Source organism: Halomonas sp. DP5Y7-2 (genome assembly GCF_019802025.1).
Classification (GTDB): domain Bacteria; phylum Pseudomonadota; class Gammaproteobacteria; order Pseudomonadales; family Halomonadaceae; genus Halomonas; species Halomonas litopenaei_A.
Genome location: NZ_JAHVHY010000010.1, coordinates 21,133 through 35,976 on the forward strand (window position 1 = coordinate 21,133; position 14,844 = coordinate 35,976).

The window sequence follows — 14,844 nt, forward strand, 5'->3', positions numbered from 1 at the left end:
AAGACAGATGAGCTTGAACCCGAGAGACGTCGTGGTGGTCGATGGTGCCCGTACCGCCATGGCCAAGGCCAAGAACGGTGGCTTTCGCCACGTGCGTGCCGAGGATCTGTCTGCGGCAGTGATGAACGCTCTGCTGCAGCGAGTGCCGCAACTTGATCCGGCCGAGGTGGATGATGTCATCTGGGGCTGCGTCAACCAGACCCTGGAGCAAGGCTTCAACGTCGCCCGTAACGCCCAGATCATGACCGCTATGCCGCGTAGTGTGCCGGCCCAGACGGTCAATCGGCTGTGCGGCTCCTCCATGAGCGCCCTGCATATCGCGACCGCCAATATCAAGGCCGGAATGGGCGACGTCTACCTGGTGGGTGGGGTAGAGCACATGGAGCATATCCCGCTGACCTACGGTGTCGACGTCAATCCCAGCGCCAGCAAGCATGCCGCCAAGGCGGCGATGATGATGGGCATGACCGCCGAGCTGCTTGGCAAGCTGCATAGCATTTCCCGCGAGCAGCAGGACAACTTCGGCGTGCGCTCTCACCAGCGCGCCTATGAGGCGCAGCAGAGCGGCGCCTTTGATAGCGAGATCATCGGTGTCGAGGGGCATGACGCCGACGGGCGTCGGATCCTGGTCCAGCGCGACGAGGTCATTCGCCCGGAAGCCAACCTGGAGAGCATGGCAGGACTCAGGCCGGTGTTTGATCCTCGTGGCGGTACCGTCACGGCGGGCACATCCTCAGCGCTTTCCGTTGGGGCGAGCGGGATGGTCGTGATGAGCTACGAGCGCGCCCAGGCTCTCGGCCTCACGCCGATCGCTCGCGTGCTGTCGACCGGGGTGTCCGGCTGTGATGCCTCCATCATGGGCTATGGACCGGTTCCTGCCTCTCAGAAAGCCTTGAAGGCGGCGGGTCTTACGATCGATGACATTGAGACCGTGGAGCTCAACGAGGCTTTCGCTGCCCAGGCGCTGCCGGTACTCAAGGATCTGGGGCTGCTCGATGTGATGGACGAGAAGGTCAATCTGCACGGAGGGGCCATCGCCCTGGGGCACCCGCTGGGCTGCTCCGGGACCCGAATCAGCAACAGCCTGCTCACGGTCATGCGGCGCCAGGACACGCGCCTTGGCCTTGCGACCATGTGCATCGGCATGGGCCAGGGCGTTGCTACCGTGTTCGAACGCCTGAATTGATCCCTTGAAGTAATTCGCCAAGTCGGCCTTGAGCCGTTGTTCTGATCTCGCCGGCGCTGCCTAGCAGCGCCGGCGTTTTTTGTGCACCCAACACCAGGCCGAACGATGTTGCTGCCGGGAGCTGTCGCGCTGTCGCCGAGTGCTCCTGGGCGAAGGCTGTGCTGTCCGTGCTGAGGTGCTATCGCTCCTGCCCACGCCGGTATTCGTCCGGTGTCTGTCCTGTCAGCCGCCGGAACATGGCAATAAAGGCAGACGCGCTGGCATAGCCAAGGTCCATGGCGATGGCTTCGACCTTGGCACCGGATTCGAGCATCGGCATGGCCTTGACGACCTTGAGGCGCTGGCGCCATTCGGTAAGCGTCATCCCCAGGTCGCGCTGAGCGCGGCGCAGCAGGGTACGCTCGGTGACGTGCACCGCCTTGGCCAGCTCTCCCACGCTGGCAGTGGCGGTCGGGTCGTCCTCAAGCCGTTGCAGGGCTCGGCGCAGTTGAGGGTCTGCGGAGGTAGGGAGGTAGCTTCCCGCGCATTCGGCGACCGCCAACTGGTCCACCAGCACGTCGAGCAGGCGCGTCAGGTCGTCGGGGTAGGGCGCTTCTGCGGGGTGGTGGCGTAGGTGTTCGAGCAAGGCCCGGGTCAAGGGCCCAACGGTCAATGCACAGGTGATATCAGGTAGTGCACTGGCCTGAGGCGTGGCGATGTACAGCGAACAATGACAGGCGGCCTGACGATTAAGGCCCTGGTGCTCTACCCCGGGGGGTAGCCACAACCCGTAGTGCGACGGTGTCAGATAGCGCCTTTGCCCCACATCGACTTGGACCACCCCGCTGTAGGAATAGACGAACTCTCCCCAGCTGTGGCGATGACGGGGATAGGCGGCATCTGCTGGCATATAGCCGGTACGAAAGACGACCGGCGCGGGCAGCGCATCGTGAAAGGGCGGAAACAGCAAATGCTTGGGTGTGTGGGGCATGATCGGCACCCTGTCCGAGGGAAGGCATGGCTTGTCTGATCTTAGCTATATGCGGTGAATGCGACAATCGCATACTTCATGGCCGACAGTAGCGATGGGAGAAGGTCATGGGGGATCGTAGGACGCTAGACGCACACGCCGTGGGCCTGATGCTGGTCTTTTGCCTGACGCTGGGTATGCAGCAGGTTGCCCTGAAGGCGACCGGCGACGATATTTCACCGGTTTTACAGATCGCCCTGCGCTCTGGCCTGGGGGCCGCGCTGATTGCCTGCTACATGCTGGCGCGGGGACAGCGGATGTCTCTGGGGGATGGGAGCTGGAAGCCAGGTCTGATCGTGGGCGGCTTGTTCTCACTGGAGTACGTGCTGCTGGGAGAAGCGCTGCGTTTTACCACCGCCTCCCATGCGGTGGTGTTTCTCTACACCGCTCCCATCTTCACTGCGCTATTGCTGCATTTTCTAGTCCGCGACGAGCGCATGGCAGCGATGCAGTGGCTGGGGATCAGCCTGGCGTTTGTGGGCATAGGAGTGGCCTTTCTGCTGCCTGCGGGGGGCGATGTGGAGGCCGCTGGGCAAGCATCGCTGTGGGGCGATCTGCTGGCATTGCTGGCCGGCGTGGCGTGGGGCGCCACGACGGTGCTGGTGCGTACCACGCGACTGTCCTCGCTGGCGCCAGAGCAGACCTTGATGTACCAGTTGGTGGCTGCGTTCGTGGTGCTGTTGGCCAGCGCCGCGGTGCTGGGACAGCTGGCGATTGATCCTACGCCTCTGGCGTTGACCAGCCTTGCCTTCCAGTCTGTGATCGTCTCCTTTGCCGGGTTTCTGGTCTGGTTTTGGCTGATCCGACACTACCAGGCGTCGAGGATTGGGGTGCTGTCATTTCTGACCCCGCTATTTGGGGTCGGGTTTGGCGCCTGGCTGCTGGACGAACCCATAGAGCCTGGTTTTATGATCGGTGCGGTCATGGTGGTGGCGGGGATCACCCTGGTCAGCGGTGAAGGGTGGATCCGTCAGTGGCTCGCCTCCCGCCGTAGGCAAGCGGCGATGTTCGGCAAGTAGGCAGCAGGACAACTTTCACAGGCATAGGCGCGCTTTTCCTCCAGGGCGCGTCTTTCCCCCAGGGCGCGTCTTTCCCCCAGGGCGCGTCTTTCTCCAAGGACGCGTCTGTCTCATACGTCGTGCCCAGCAGACGAAGGTGTCAGAGAATACCCGCGTCCAGTCCAGCGGCCATGGCCTGGGATAGCGTTTCCACCTGGTCGACGAAGTCGTCCTGCCATGCGCCCTTCAATATCAGCGGGGGCTGAACCCAGCGCCAGCGCAGTCCGCTGACAATCGACTCGACCGCTCGCATGGTGCCGGTGCCGTCATGGCCGGCGCGGATATACAGGGCGCAGGGAAGGCCTTGAGTGTGATCCAGCAGTGGGTAATAGCTGCGATCAAAGAAATCCTTCAGGGCGCCACTCATGTATCCGAGGTTTTCGGTGGTCCCAAGCAGGATGGCATCTGCCTGACGCACGTCCTCGGGGCCTGCCTCCAGGGGGGCTAGCACCACGATGTCCACGTTCCCGATATCCGGGTGACAGGTGGCGCGGCAAGTGACTTCCCGCAGTCTCAGGGTATTGGGGGAGGGCGCGTGGGCGACGACCAACAGACGTTTCATGCGTGGCTCCGCAATGGTCATGTGGGCAATGGCGACAGTGAAGGGTTCTTCGTGTCAATAACATGCGCGTTTGACAGCGGGTGGCGGCTTGTCGACCCTAGGAAGGGTGATTAAGGTGCATGTGGCGCCTTGGGCTGGCTATTGGCTTGTGCCCAAGAGCTCACTTGATGCACCAAAGACCACCGTTCCAGGGAGGAAACCCCCATGCCTTTCGCGCTCTCTTCATTAAGCGTCACCAGCCCGGCTTTCGACAATGACGCTGGTATTCCCGCACGTCATACCCAGGAAGGCGAGGACATTTCACCGGCGCTGGCCTGGCAATACCTGCCAGAAGGCACTAAAGGGATTGCGGTCATCTGTCACGACCCGGATGCGCCGCTGGTGCAACATGGCAGCTACGGTTTTGTGCATTGGGTACTGTATAACCTGCCTGCGTCGCTGACGTCCCTTGAGGAAGGCACCCAGCAGGGGACTCAGGGGAGCAATGATGCGGGTAATCTCGGCTACAACGGACCCCTGCCGCCCGAGGGCCATGGGCTGCATCGGTACTATTTCTGGGTGCTGGCGCTGGATACCGCGACCCAGTTGCCCGAAGGTCTCAGCATGAGCGAGTTGCTCGAACAGGTCGAACCGCACCTGTTGGGTATCAATCGCCTGGTGGGCACCTATCAGCGCGAGGCCTGAGAACAGGCTGACAGCCCGCCTCCAGGGCGGGCTTTTTTACTTCCTCAACGCATGTGTGCCGTTTCGGCCGCATGGCGAGTGATCAAGGATGACGCTCATGTTCGATTGGATTTCAGCCCACAAGGACATTCTGCAGACGCTGGCAAGCGTGGGCTCCTTTCTCATCTGGCTGATCTATGCTCAGCTGCTGTACTTCGGCTTTCGCCGTCAGCGCCGTCCGCGCTTGATCATCAACCGCGGCAAGCGCAAGAACCTCGATGCTCTCTGTGTCATCAGCAACATGAGTGCCGAACCTATCTATCTTCAGCACATCATGATGACCCTGGAGACCTCCAAGGGCGACTGGACACTGGACGTCAGCGACCATGAGGCGGACCTGGAAGACGACCACAGTGACCAAGAGCGAACGCCAGACGGTCGCTGCACCCATCAGGGACCGCTGGACAGTGGTGGTTTCGTCCATATCGGCTCCTTCAACGCCTTGAAGCAGCGGATCATCGATATCGCTGGTCTGGACGACAAAGAGGGAATGAAGGATGACCTGGTGCTCAAGGCGATGTGTGTTCGGGTGATTGGCACCTATTGCTCGGAAAACCTGCCGATTGGCGCCGAGCGCCGCTTTGTCTTTCACCAAACCGACGATAGCTGCACGCTGGTGCCAGAGACCTGGGACACCCTGCAGTTCAGCACCCGCAGGCAGCGCAGGGAGCTCAAGCGCGATATCAAGCGGATTCACGAGCGTCAGGCCCAGGGCGAGGGTGAAGAGCCGGAAAGGGAGCAAGGCGACTGATGACCTGGCCAGGCGGGTGACTGGCTTTTCGCGCGGTGGGGGAGTACCGTCAGCGCCTTCCTTCAATGAGAGAGAGCGTCATGAGCGATTTGCCCGCCTGTCCCGCCTGTCAGTCACCTTATACCTATCAGGACGGCCCTTCGCTGATCTGCCCCGAGTGCGGTCATGAGTGGTCCCTGGAGACAGCAGAGAGCGACGCAGAACCTGGTATTCGCGATGCCCACGGAAACCCGCTCAACGATGGCGATACCGTCACCGTGATCAAGGATCTCAAAGTCAAGGGATCGTCGTCGGTGGTCAAGGTCGGTACCAAGGTGAAGAACATTCGCCTGGTCGACGGAGATCACGATATTGACTGCAAGATCGATGGGTTCGGTGCCATGAAGCTCAAGTCGATGTACGTCAAGAAGGCGTGAGTTGGCGGAAGCTGGCAGGGTCTCGGCAACGCCGCCAGCGCTCGCAAGGAGCGCTGGGGCTGGATGAGTCAGATGAATGGACGGTGACGGTTATCGGCGCCTGAGTCGTGTGCGCGCGTCGCCGTGTTCAGACCAGACTGGCGCCGACGAACAGGGTCACCGCGCTGACGCCGAAGGTCAGCAGGATGAAGGGCATGGCCCACTTGACGAAGCGCTCGTAGGGAATCTTCGCCAGCGCCAGGCCCGCCACTAGGTGGGCCGCCGTCGGAGCAAACATGTTGATCCAACCGCTGGCTGACTGAAAGGCGGTGACGACCAGCTCGCGCTCGACGCCAGAGAAGTCTGCCAGAGGTGCCATCAGTGGCATCGACACGGTGGCAAGGCCCGACGTGGAAGGGATGAAGAAGCTGAGCACGATATGGACCACGTAGGAGACGACGACGAACATGCCGGTCGATAGTCCCTGCACCGCACCTTCCGCCCAGTTGAGGATGGTGTCGATGATCACGCCATTGTCCATCACGACATAGATTCCCCTTGCCACCGCCACGACCAGGGCAACCCCGATCAGGTCCCGAGCGCCATCCAGGAAGCTGGCAATGAAGCTGGATTCTGGCTGCCGATTGATGACCGCGATCAGGATCGCAGAGGTCAAGAACAGGGTAGACAGCTCGTCGAACCACCACCACAGGGTCGGGAACAGGGTGATCCCCATGTCTTCCCAGGGCACTACGCCGTACACCATGATGCCAAATGTCAGGAAGAAGACCGTCATGGTCAGCTTATGGCGCAGGGTGTAGGCACCGCTGGTGACGGGGGCGCTGGCGCTTGCTGGTGTTGCACTCAGGTCAGCCAGGACGGAGCGCTGCGGGTCGCGCTTGACGCGGGCGGCGTAGCGCATCACGAACCAGATGGCCAGTGATACCAGAATCACGAACTGGACCAGTCGGAGGGTAATACCGGCGCCGATCGGCAGTCCCGCAAATCCCGAGGCGATACCGGTGGCGAAGGGATTGACGGTGGAGGCGAGTACCCCAGTGCCCGAGCCGAGCAGGACGATACCTGCCGCCACCATACGGTCGTAACCCGCGGCGGTGATGACCGGCAGGATAATGGCCCAGAAGGCGACGGTCTCTTCCGCCATGCCGTAGGTGGAGCCCCCCAGTGCAAACAGGATCATCAAGACCGGGATCAAAAAGTGTTCCCTTCCCTGGAAGCGGGCCACCACCGCGCCGATCCCTGCATCGAGGGCGCCCGAGTGCATGGTGACCGCCAGAAAACCTCCAATCACCAGGACAAACAAGGCGACATCAACGGCCTTGTGAAACCCCTTGATGGGGGCAATCAAGACGTCCATGGGCCCCTGGGGCGAGCTTTCCAGTACTTGATAGGTGCCAGGAATCGGCAGCAGGCGCTCATCGCCTTCGTAGTCGAGGACTTCGGTGGCGGGGATGACGGTATCGGTGCCTTCGACGCGATAGTCGTACTTGCCGGCGGGCATCACCCACGTCAGCAGGGCGACCATGATGGTGATCAGGAACAGCAGGGTGTACACCGTCGGCATACGTAGGCGGCTGCGTTTACGGGAAGAGATCGATTGCGTTTCCATCTCGTGTTCCTCGGTTCAGTAGTCGGTTCATGGGCCGGATCATCAGGTCATGGAGTGGGCTCTGTTGTGTTTGGTGTGCTCCAGCAGGCGCCGAGAGAGTGGCGCCCACCGTTCGAGTCTACGAGGGTCAAGCCGCCAGTTGGGCGGTCCTCGGTGCAAGTCTTGACCCGCTGCAAGGAGCGGGACGATCTGCGGTGATGGAGCGGGAATTATGCTGGCCTGGCTCAAGGAATGGGGCGAGGGCATTCTGCAGTAGCCGTCGCGCGACGACCTCGTCGCAGAACAGGGGGGAAGATTGATGCAGGGTTGATGGCCGTCTGTGGCGTGAAGCGGCGGGGCGGACATGAAAACGGCCAGGGTCTGGGATCCTGGCCGTGCTGCCTTCAGCGAAGAATGCCGTCGGCGGTGGATACCTCGAGTCGCTTAGCCTTCGAAGTTCCACACCAGCCGAGCATTGATACGCCCGTCACGGCTGTCGGTGTCCGGGTCGCGGTCGCCGATGGGCTCTGCGTACTCCAGCGTCAGTCCGTACCATCGTCCTTTGGCTAGCCGAACGCCCGCTGCGGCAGATGCCAGATGGCTATCCACATCACGGTTCTGGAACTCGGTGCGTGCACCGTCGACGACCAGGAAGGGCTCCACGTTACTGAGCCAGTCACTATCGAGCGTATGCAGGTAGCGCAGCTCGAGTGAGCCCGCGTAGCCATAGTCCCCTTCGGCTTGACCCGCATCGTAGCCGCGCCCGAAACGCTGGCCACCGTAGTTGCCGCGCTCGGGTTCGGGCAGCTCGTCGTCGGAGTAGAAGCCGTTGGCAGCCGCGGTCAGCCGCCAGCGCTCTCCTAACAGGTGTCGGTACTGAGTCTCCAGCTGCCAGCGGGTGAAGTGAAGGTCGCTGGTGGTCTCCAGAGGAGTGCCATTCAAACGGCTCCGCTGTTCGTTGCCGCCCAGGTCGACACCCTGACGGACGGCCGCCGAGGCCTGCCACAGTGACCGGTTGGCTTGGGTGCGATAGCTCAGGTCCAGGTCCGCTGCGGAATATTCATAGTCATCGACCAGCTGGTTGAGCGTGCGATCCTCGAAGCGTAGGGTCGTGGTCTTGGTTTCGTCGTGATGGCGCAGGGCGCCCCCCAGCGTCAGGCTTGAAGAACGTGTCAGCAGCACCGGATAGGACAGACCCAGGCGATAGCGCTCGCGATCGGTGTCCTGATCCTGGCTGAGGTCGAAGCGCTGTCCGTTGAGCAGGTAGATAAGATCTTCATCATCGCTGCCGCGGTAGGTGTCGGCAGACGCCGATAGTGTCAGGCCATCGCTGCCAATGCCGGTGCGGAAGTCCAGCGCGTACAGTTCATTGTCATTGTCGATGGGCCATAGCCAGGAAAAGCCCAGGCTCTCCCCCCAGGAGGTGAGGCTTTGTGTCGACACCCGGTTGATGAACACGGCGTCTTCCTCATCCCCCCCGCTAACACTGCCGGCATAGTCGAAATGGTCGATGCGGCGTTCTTCCACTCGCAGGGTGGTGGCGCCATTGGGGGTGCGCGGGACAGGGGCCTTGAGGGTCAAGCTGGCGCCGGGGATTTGCTCGATCAGGCCGCTGACGCGCTCGAAGGTTGCCCGTGTCAGGGGGCGCTCATCCAGCAACGGCATGACCAGTCGCTCGACGCGGCGGGCCACGGGGTCGTCGTCTACGACGATTTCGGTACGTGCGATGTGACCCTCCACCAGCACGATACGCACATTGCCGTCGATAAAGTTGTTGGTCGGCAGGTAGGCGAATGACAAGGGGTAACCCGAGGACTGGTAGGCGTCGGTGATGGTCTTGACCTCGGCCTCCACGGCCTCGCGGGATACCGTCTGCCCGACCATGGCCTGTAGTCCGCTGGATAGCGCACTCAGGTCGAGCACGCTGTCACCGATAAAGCGCACATGGCGTACTGTGACACTGTCAGGGACGCCTGGGTTGGCGTCATCGGGCAGATCCACTTCGGTCTGCACATCACGCTCGGGGGGAAGGAGTCGCTGGTTCTCGATGATATCGTCGACGGTGTCCAGAGTTTCCTGGGCCATGGCCGCAGACGCCAGGAGAAGACAGCCAGTGGCTGCCAGAGGAGAAAAAGTCCTGCGCATTCGTTGATATCCTTGTCGTTCCCAGTGGGGTATGGCGCTCAAGGCGCGTCGCAGCAGGCGAGGCCTCGTTTATCGTTATGGGTCTAGGCCGCACACAAAGGCCGAGCACAAAGAGAAGGCAGAGAGAACAAAGGCCCGACACCCGTCAGGGTGTCGGGCCTTCAGATCATCTCAGCCGCAGCTTATTTGTTGCCGCCAAGCAGACCTCCCACGATGCCGGTCAGGCCACCTGTCTTGGCCCCCCCTTCAGAGCCGGAGCCCTCGCTGCCGGTAAGCCCTCCCGTCAGCTTATCGGTGACGCCGCCGACGGTATCCAGGGTGCCGCCGACCAGGCCACCATCACCCTCTGAACCCACCAGGGCGTTGCTGATACCTGACGTGACGCCTGTGCCACCGCCACCGCTGCTATCGCCTCCCAGGGTGTTGGACAAGGTGTCGTTGACGCCGGAGACCAGGCCGCCACCGCTGCTTCCGCCTCCCAGGGTGTTGGTCAGGGTGTCATTGACGCCGGAGACCAGGCCGCCACCGCTGCTACCGCCTCCCAGGGTGTTGGTCAGGGTGTCATTGACGCCGGAGACCAGGCCGCCACCGCTGTCGCCGCCACCCAGGGTCGAGCCCAGTCCGGATGTGAGGCCACCTGAGCTATCGCCTCCCAGAGCTCCGTTCAAGCCTTGGGTCAGATTGCCGCCAAGGCTGTCGTTGAGGCCAGCGATCAGGTTACTGTCTCCTCCCAGCTGACTGTCCAGGCCGCCGGTGAGGCTATTGCCGTCCTGGCTACCGCCAAGTCCCGAGAGCAGTGCGCCGTCACCCAGCAGGCCAGCAGATTCGAGCTTGCTGAGGCCTTGCCCATCAAGGCTTGCGATAAGGCGCGCTTCGTCACCTCCCAGCAGTCGGCCGGTGTTGGCGACAACGCCACCGACACCGCTGACCGTGCTGCCAAGACCTGAGGCGAGTGCCCCATTGCCGCCGATGCGTCCACCCAGTCCATCCACGGCCACTCCCGCACGAATCAGCAAGTTGCCGGCTTCAGGCCCGACCACCAGCGCCTGACTGAGCTGCGTCACTCCGCTGTCGGTATGGATCACCACAGGGCGAACAACGGCGGTGATTTCACTGGTCAGTCCACCAAGGTGGGATGTCTGATCATTGAAGCTCAGGGCCAGGGCGTTGCCGGCCTGGGTCACGCCACCTCCCAGTTGCGCCAGGCTGCTGCCCAGTTGAGAAATGGCGCCGGTGCGGTTGTCCAGCTGCATGACCAGCGGGAGCTGGCGCAGATCGCCCACGGTGGCACCGAGACTTGAGACCACTTCTCCGGTCTCAGATACCGCGACGCCACCTCCCGCCAGGCTGGTACCCAAGGCATTGGGGTTGTTGGAAATATTGCCGACACCGTTGCTGAGGCCACCAGTGACCCCCGATACGGCCTCGCCCGAGTTGATCACGACATTGCCCAGGCCATCGGTAATGAATTCACCCTGACCGCCGAGGCTCTGCTGAGAGATGCCGTTACCCAGGGAAGTCACGGCGTTGCCGACGCCAGTACCGGCCTGGCCTGCACCGGCCACAGTGCGCTCAAGGTCAGTTCGACCATCGTTGGGTGCCGTGGTGTCGCCAGTAAGCAGGTCACCCAGGCCGCTACCATCGTTGGCACTGCCTCCACCGAGCAGTTCCCCTGTGGCGATGACGATCCCACCGGTGCCGGTGACGCTGTTACCTGCCCCGCCCAGCAAGGTGTAACGCTGCCCGATCCGCTGACCGAGTTCGCCCAAGGTTTCGCCGCTGCGCAGCAAAAGGTTGCCAGCCTGGGCGGGCAGTACCAGCGCCTGGGCCACGCGGGTCACCTTACCATCGGTTCCCAGCAGCACTGGGCGCAGACTCGTGCTGAGCTTGGTCGTGAGCCCACCCAGCACCTGGTCCGAGTCCTCCAGGTTGACGCTGAGGGCATCTCCGACCCGTTCTACCTTCCCGCCGAGTCCCTGGACAGTGGTGCCAAGCTTGGTGACGAGACCTGTTCTAGCGTTCAATTCCATGACGACCGGGAGGGTGGCGAGGGCTTCCACCGTGGCTCCGGTGGCCGACACCATCTGGCCCGCTTCGCCGGCACCATTGGTGATGCCTGCAGCGGTGGTGCCGAGATAGTTGTCATTGTTACTGATATCGCCAAGTCCGCTACGAACGCCGGTCGAGACATCCCCGACCACGTCCCCGCCCTCGCTGACGATGGTGCCAGCCGGCTGTGTGACGCTTGAAAGCTGAGGAACGGCCTGCTGTTGGGAGATACCTGTGCCGATATCTGTCAGGGTCTGATCGATACCGCCTGCCGTGTCGGCTGTCGCAATGCTGAGGTTTTCCAGCGAGCTGCGGGCAATACCATCGCCACCGTCTCCATCGCCGCCGCCGTCTCCATCGCCGCCGCCGTCTCCATCGCCGCCGCCGTCTCCATCGCCGCCGCCGTTTCCATCGCCGCCGCCGTTTCCATCGCCGCCGCCGCCGTTTCCATCGCCGCCGCCGTTTCCATTTCCGCCGCCGCTTCCATTGCCGCCACCGCTTCCATCGCCGCCGCCTCCGGTAGAATCATCATCACTGGTGATCGGGTCCTGGCTATTGCTTGCCAGCGTGCGAGAGCTGCTGGAGTCGCCAGAGCAGGCGGTCAGGGTCGCCATTGCACTGGCCAGTGCGATCACAAGAAGTTTCTTTTGTAGAGTCATCGGTCGGTACCTCGCCTATGCCGCAGTAGTGCTTATTGGGGTCATCGGGTTGGCGCTTTTTACAAGCGTCACATCCTGTTGTTGTTATGGTTTAGATTAGATGCTTCTTACGGCATAGTTCCTTTTTACTAAGCTTTTGTGGGTTTTAATTGGTATTAATGCATTAAGAAATGTAAGTAATTGGTGAGCTAGTGTTTTGGTTAAAGTTGCGCTGACGCTTAACAGGTACACCCCTGCACTCGCGTGTTAGTCTTTTGGAGTAGACAAGGGGGAAGGCTATGTCCGCATGGCGAATTGGATGGTTACTGATATCCGTGGCACTTGTTGCCTGTGACGACGACGGCAAGTCGTCTGGCGTCAATGTGGCCTCCGAGCAGGAGCGCGCCACTGAGGCACGCCAGCCCATGGCGGCAAGGGAATTGCCACAAGAGTCTCCTCCCCAGGAGGCTGAGGACGCATCTCCCATCGATGAGCGTCTTGCCGAGCCGGTGGCCGTTGCCTTGGACAGTCAGCTAGGGCCTGACCGGCGCATGTACGTCACGGCCACAACGAATCTGCCGGCGGGTACGCGGGTTCAGCTTCGGGTGGTGCGCGAGGCCAGCAACGTTCGTTGGCAGTCACGCACCCAGGTGACCGATGGCGCTGTCAGCGCCGGGCCGTATGGGCCTGGCAGCGGTCTGCCGGACGGGTACTACCGAATTGAATTCGCGACGGCGCCTGCGGACGTTCAGCCAGCGGCGGTAAAGGCCAGCATTGGCGAGCGAGGCAGATATCTGTCGGGGCCGCTGGTGGTTGAATCCGAGCACGGTCTGGGCAAGCTGGTGGAGGCCAGCGAGCGGTTCCTGGTGGGGCAGGAGGTGCGACGCACCTTGGATGATGTCGAGGTCCAGCAGCAACGCTAGCCGCGAGGGCCAGTCAGTGCCTGTGTGCCGAGAGCCGCTAGAAGGCCGTGGCAAATGATGGGGAATGAGAAGATCTGGCGCAGAAGAGTGTTGAAGGCGGAATACGCTAAATAGGCGTTGAGCGTTGTCGTGTGGGCGGCGGCAAGGGCAGCTCCGTTGCCGCTCGCCCTTTGGTTGATCACGCCGAGCTGTCGTTTCTCCACACGGCGACGAGCTTCGCCTTGAGGCGCATGCCGCTGTGATAAGGGGTGGTCGCTGTTTGTCCTTGGCGCTGGAAGGTCAGTTGGCCATTGGCGTCCTGAGCCACACGGCGTATATAGAGCTGCTGTTCTTCCGCGATCAAGTAAAGGCCGGGCTGGCGAAAGATATCCGTCGGGGCGACGGCTGCCAGGTCCAGGGGGCCTAGAAAGTCGAAGTGTTCCTGTGGGGCCGGTGTCACGAGATGGCAGTCGCCGTCCCAGCGCTGGTCGGGAATCAGCTCCAGCGGAAGGTCGATACCCTTGTGTGCCACTTCCTGCCAAGGCAGTGGTAGTGATGACCGTAGATAGAGAGGAGAGGGGCGGCTTGGCTCACCCTCCAGTAGGTGGCTGAGCGGGCAATTGAGCGCCTGGGACAATGCCACGAGGCGCTCATGTCCAATCTGCTTGATAGTGCCGGACTCCCAATAGGAAATGGTAACGTCCGAGACCCCCACCTGGCGTGCCAGTGCTGCCTTGTTCAGGCCGGCTGCCATTCGTAAAGACTTGATGCGCGGACCCAGCGCGTCCATGGAACCACCCTGTCGACACAATAAGAGAACTTAGAATACTCATTCATAAGGTCTCCATATGCAATATCAGGAGTCAACGATATACCTAGGGTGCTGGGATAACTACCAGTCAATAGAGGTATTTGACCAGTCGTAGAAGCCTCCACTGTCATCGGGGCCATGCTGTTCCACTACCTGAAGGATAGCGTCGGCAACGAACTCGGGACTGAACAGCTTGCCTTCAGGTACTCGTGCCTGGAACGGGCGAGACAGTTCGGTGTCGGTCGTGCCTGGATGAAAGCTCAGCACGCAAGACTGTGGATTTAAACGCTTGAGTTCGATGGCTGCCGTCTTCATCAGCATATTGTGGGCGGCCTTGCTGGCCCGGTATCCGTACCAGCCGCCCAGGCCGTTGTCGCCGATTGACCCGACGCGAGCGGAAAGGCTGAGAAAGGTCGCAGGGTGCTGGCCTTTGAAATGGGGGAGCAGCGTCTTTAAAAGCAGGGCGGGCGTAATGGCGTTGATCTGGTAGAGAGCGAGCAGGGCGGCTTCGTCAAGCTCCTCAAGGCGTTTCTCGGGCTGGACGCCGCGAGCATCATCGTGCAGCAGGCCGACGGCATTGACCACCAGATGAACCGCGCCTGCCTGCTCATGCAGTGCCTGGGACAGCGCCTCTCGGCCATCTGCCGCGGTGATATCGGCGGCGATGGGCTCGTGCCGGGGATCCAGCTGATCCGTGGGTCGACGACTGACACTGATAAGCCGACCGAGACGCTGATCGGTCAGCAACCGCTCCAGCACCGCACGACCAATGCCACCGCCACTGCCCACGACGATGGCACAGTAGTCCTCGGGTAACCTGGGGGATGACTGCGACATGATCTCACTCCTCTGTTGTTGCGTTTGTATGTGGCGGCCGTTCGTGACGTTCGTTATGTCGTTCCGTTGGTTTCGCTGTTCCGTCGCTCCGTTGTGCGAGCCACCGCGCGTGCTCTGGGTTGACTCGACGTCAGGCTGAGCCTGCCATGCGCTCTGCATAGAGTGGGGC

At 61.8% G+C, this 14,844-nt stretch carries 13 protein-coding genes; 6 read left to right on the forward strand and 7 right to left on the reverse strand.

The window, feature by feature from the left end; translation table 11 throughout:
• The first annotated feature begins 7 nt into the window (after positions 1–7).
• Entirely contained in the window at positions 8–1,186 is a 1,179-nt protein-coding gene (gene fadA, locus KUW18_RS18090; RefSeq protein ID WP_206944471.1) for an acetyl-CoA C-acyltransferase FadA, read from the forward strand.
• A 178-nt stretch (positions 1,187–1,364) separates the two neighbouring features.
• Here fadA and KUW18_RS18095 read toward each other — a convergent pair whose 3' ends face one another.
• A complete protein-coding gene (locus KUW18_RS18095; protein WP_222483589.1) occupies positions 1,365–2,156 on the reverse strand; it encodes an AraC family transcriptional regulator in 792 nt (263 codons plus the stop codon).
• Between the two features lie 107 nt (positions 2,157–2,263).
• On the opposite strand from KUW18_RS18095, the gene KUW18_RS18100 reads away from it, so the two are divergent.
• Positions 2,264–3,214: a DMT family transporter gene (locus KUW18_RS18100; RefSeq protein ID WP_206944467.1), complete on the forward strand. Its 951-nt coding sequence runs from the start codon at positions 2,264–2,266 to the stop codon at positions 3,212–3,214.
• Between the two features lie 139 nt (positions 3,215–3,353).
• On the opposite strand, the gene KUW18_RS18105 is transcribed toward KUW18_RS18100, so the two are convergent.
• Positions 3,354–3,815 (reverse strand): flavodoxin family protein, encoded by a 462-nt coding sequence (locus tag KUW18_RS18105; RefSeq protein WP_222562046.1) that lies wholly within the window; start codon positions 3,813–3,815, stop codon positions 3,354–3,356.
• Positions 3,816–4,019: 204 nt separating this feature from the next.
• Here KUW18_RS18105 and KUW18_RS18110 point away from each other — a divergent pair, with 204 nt between their 5' ends.
• From KUW18_RS18110 to KUW18_RS18120, 3 genes are all read left to right on the forward strand, one after another.
• On the forward strand, positions 4,020–4,499 hold the full coding sequence (locus tag KUW18_RS18110; protein ID WP_206944463.1) for a YbhB/YbcL family Raf kinase inhibitor-like protein: 480 nt from the start codon (positions 4,020–4,022) through the stop codon (positions 4,497–4,499).
• Between the two features lie 97 nt (positions 4,500–4,596).
• Positions 4,597–5,289: a hypothetical protein gene (locus KUW18_RS18115; protein WP_222562047.1), complete on the forward strand. Its 693-nt coding sequence runs from the start codon at positions 4,597–4,599 to the stop codon at positions 5,287–5,289.
• A gap of 80 nt (positions 5,290–5,369) precedes the next feature.
• Positions 5,370–5,705 (forward strand): zinc ribbon domain-containing protein YjdM, encoded by a 336-nt coding sequence (locus tag KUW18_RS18120; protein ID WP_206944459.1) that lies wholly within the window; start codon positions 5,370–5,372, stop codon positions 5,703–5,705.
• A 127-nt stretch (positions 5,706–5,832) separates the two neighbouring features.
• Here the strand turns inward: KUW18_RS18120 and KUW18_RS18125 are convergent, their stop codons facing one another.
• The 3 genes from KUW18_RS18125 to KUW18_RS18135 form a co-directional block, all read right to left on the reverse strand.
• Positions 5,833–7,314, reverse strand: a complete 1,482-nt coding sequence (locus KUW18_RS18125; protein ID WP_222483594.1) for a YfcC family protein — start codon at positions 7,312–7,314, stop codon at positions 5,833–5,835.
• A gap of 423 nt (positions 7,315–7,737) precedes the next feature.
• On the reverse strand, positions 7,738–9,438 hold the full coding sequence (locus KUW18_RS18130; protein WP_222483595.1) for a ShlB/FhaC/HecB family hemolysin secretion/activation protein: 1,701 nt from the start codon (positions 9,436–9,438) through the stop codon (positions 7,738–7,740).
• Positions 9,439–9,620: 182 nt separating this feature from the next.
• Complete coding sequence (locus tag KUW18_RS18135) at positions 9,621–12,146, reverse strand: collagen-like triple helix repeat-containing protein (RefSeq protein ID WP_222562048.1); 2,526 nt, start codon at positions 12,144–12,146, stop codon at positions 9,621–9,623.
• A gap of 278 nt (positions 12,147–12,424) precedes the next feature.
• On the opposite strand from KUW18_RS18135, the gene KUW18_RS18140 reads away from it, so the two are divergent.
• On the forward strand, positions 12,425–13,048 hold the full coding sequence (locus KUW18_RS18140) for a hypothetical protein (RefSeq protein WP_224907398.1): 624 nt from the start codon (positions 12,425–12,427) through the stop codon (positions 13,046–13,048).
• Between the two features lie 178 nt (positions 13,049–13,226).
• Here KUW18_RS18140 and KUW18_RS18145 read toward each other — a convergent pair whose 3' ends face one another.
• Both KUW18_RS18145 and KUW18_RS18150 read right to left on the reverse strand, forming a co-directional pair.
• The gene (locus tag KUW18_RS18145; RefSeq protein ID WP_206944449.1) at positions 13,227–13,817 is read right to left on the reverse strand and encodes a helix-turn-helix domain-containing protein; all 591 of its coding nucleotides are present in this window, start codon (positions 13,815–13,817) and stop codon (positions 13,227–13,229) included.
• Positions 13,818–13,919: 102 nt separating this feature from the next.
• Positions 13,920–14,675: an SDR family NAD(P)-dependent oxidoreductase gene (locus KUW18_RS18150; protein ID WP_222562049.1), complete on the reverse strand. Its 756-nt coding sequence runs from the start codon at positions 14,673–14,675 to the stop codon at positions 13,920–13,922.
• Positions 14,676–14,844: the final 169 nt, after the last annotated feature.

Coding starts and splice junctions, on each gene's coding strand:
- fadA (WP_206944471.1), top strand. CDS start 8: ATGAGCTTGAACCCGAGAGACGTCGTGGTGGTCGATGGTGCCCGTACC.
- KUW18_RS18095 (WP_222483589.1), bottom strand. CDS start 2,156: ATGCCCCACACACCCAAGCATTTGCTGTTTCCGCCCTTTCACGATGCG.
- KUW18_RS18100 (WP_206944467.1), top strand. CDS start 2,264: ATGGGGGATCGTAGGACGCTAGACGCACACGCCGTGGGCCTGATGCTG.
- KUW18_RS18105 (WP_222562046.1), bottom strand. CDS start 3,815: ATGAAACGTCTGTTGGTCGTCGCCCACGCGCCCTCCCCCAATACCCTG.
- KUW18_RS18110 (WP_206944463.1), top strand. CDS start 4,020: ATGCCTTTCGCGCTCTCTTCATTAAGCGTCACCAGCCCGGCTTTCGAC.
- KUW18_RS18115 (WP_222562047.1), top strand. CDS start 4,597: ATGTTCGATTGGATTTCAGCCCACAAGGACATTCTGCAGACGCTGGCA.
- KUW18_RS18120 (WP_206944459.1), top strand. CDS start 5,370: ATGAGCGATTTGCCCGCCTGTCCCGCCTGTCAGTCACCTTATACCTAT.
- KUW18_RS18125 (WP_222483594.1), bottom strand. CDS start 7,314: ATGGAAACGCAATCGATCTCTTCCCGTAAACGCAGCCGCCTACGTATG.
- KUW18_RS18130 (WP_222483595.1), bottom strand. CDS start 9,438: ATGCGCAGGACTTTTTCTCCTCTGGCAGCCACTGGCTGTCTTCTCCTG.
- KUW18_RS18135 (WP_222562048.1), bottom strand. CDS start 12,146: ATGACTCTACAAAAGAAACTTCTTGTGATCGCACTGGCCAGTGCAATG.
- KUW18_RS18140 (WP_224907398.1), top strand. CDS start 12,425: ATGTCCGCATGGCGAATTGGATGGTTACTGATATCCGTGGCACTTGTT.
- KUW18_RS18145 (WP_206944449.1), bottom strand. CDS start 13,817: ATGGACGCGCTGGGTCCGCGCATCAAGTCTTTACGAATGGCAGCCGGC.
- KUW18_RS18150 (WP_222562049.1), bottom strand. CDS start 14,675: ATGTCGCAGTCATCCCCCAGGTTACCCGAGGACTACTGTGCCATCGTC.